The following is an 864-nucleotide window of genomic DNA, read 5'->3' on the forward strand; positions in this document are numbered from 1 at the left end:
AGAGTATGTTTAAATTTTGAGAAAGGATATCGGTTGCATACTTTATAAGCGACCAAACTCAAAAAATATGCAAACTCAGTTTGAAGAACTGACCGATACCCAGTGGCAATTTATCGAACAAATTTTAAAGGAAAAACGCAAGCGGAAACATTCTTTACGTTTAGTAGTCAATGGACTACTTTATATTTTACGTACTGGATGTCAATGGAGAAATTTAACAAATATGTATCCCTGTTGGCAGGTAGTATATTACTACTTTCGTAAATGGCAGCGCAATGGCACATTAGAGCGTTTAAATAGCGAGTTGAATAAACACGAACGAAAAAGACAAGGCAAAGAAGAAACGCCAAGTCTAATTTGTATTGATAGCCAGTCGGTTAAGTCGGTTTCTTTTGTAGTAGAAGAAAAGGGTATTGATGGAAACAAGAAGGTTAATGGAAGAAAAAGACATGTATTAGTAGATACCTTGGGATTAGTATGGGGTGTAGTAGTTCATGCTGCCGATATGCATGATAGTACTCAAGCTCATTTGTTGGTTGAACATTGTTTGGGATATTTAGATCGAATGAAAAAGATTTTAGTTGATCATGCTTATAAAAAGGGATTTATGCAATGGGTAGAAGCCAATGTGGCTGGTTTGGAAGTAGAAATTGCCTCTTGCCCTCCTAGTGAAAAAGGCTTTGTACCTATCAAGTGGAGATGGGTCAATGAGCGTACTTTTAGTTGGCTAAATTTCTTCCGAAGACATTCAAAAGATTATGAGAAAACAACTAAAAGTGCACAAGCCTGGATTTTATGGGCTAACTGCCAAATTATTCTTAACCGTTTCTAAATTGTTCACAATTTAATTTTTAAACATACTCT

General features: G+C 35.6%; 1 protein-coding gene. It reads left to right on the plus strand.

The features are described from left to right. The first annotated feature begins 67 nt into the window (after positions 1-67). The gene (locus QNI22_RS40135; RefSeq protein WP_314520315.1) at positions 68-832 is read left to right on the plus strand and encodes an IS5 family transposase; all 765 of its coding nucleotides are present in this window, start codon (positions 68-70) and stop codon (positions 830-832) included. Positions 833-864: the final 32 nt, after the last annotated feature.

Origin of the sequence: Xanthocytophaga agilis, from assembly GCF_030068605.1 — a bacterium.
Taxonomy (GTDB): Bacteria; Bacteroidota; Bacteroidia; order Cytophagales; family 172606-1; genus Xanthocytophaga; species Xanthocytophaga agilis.

What these genes read in the sequence shown, in the direction of transcription:
- QNI22_RS40135 (WP_314520315.1), top strand. Translation starts at nt 68, where the DNA reads ATGCAAACTCAGTTTGAAGAACTGACCGATACCCAGTGGCAATTTATC.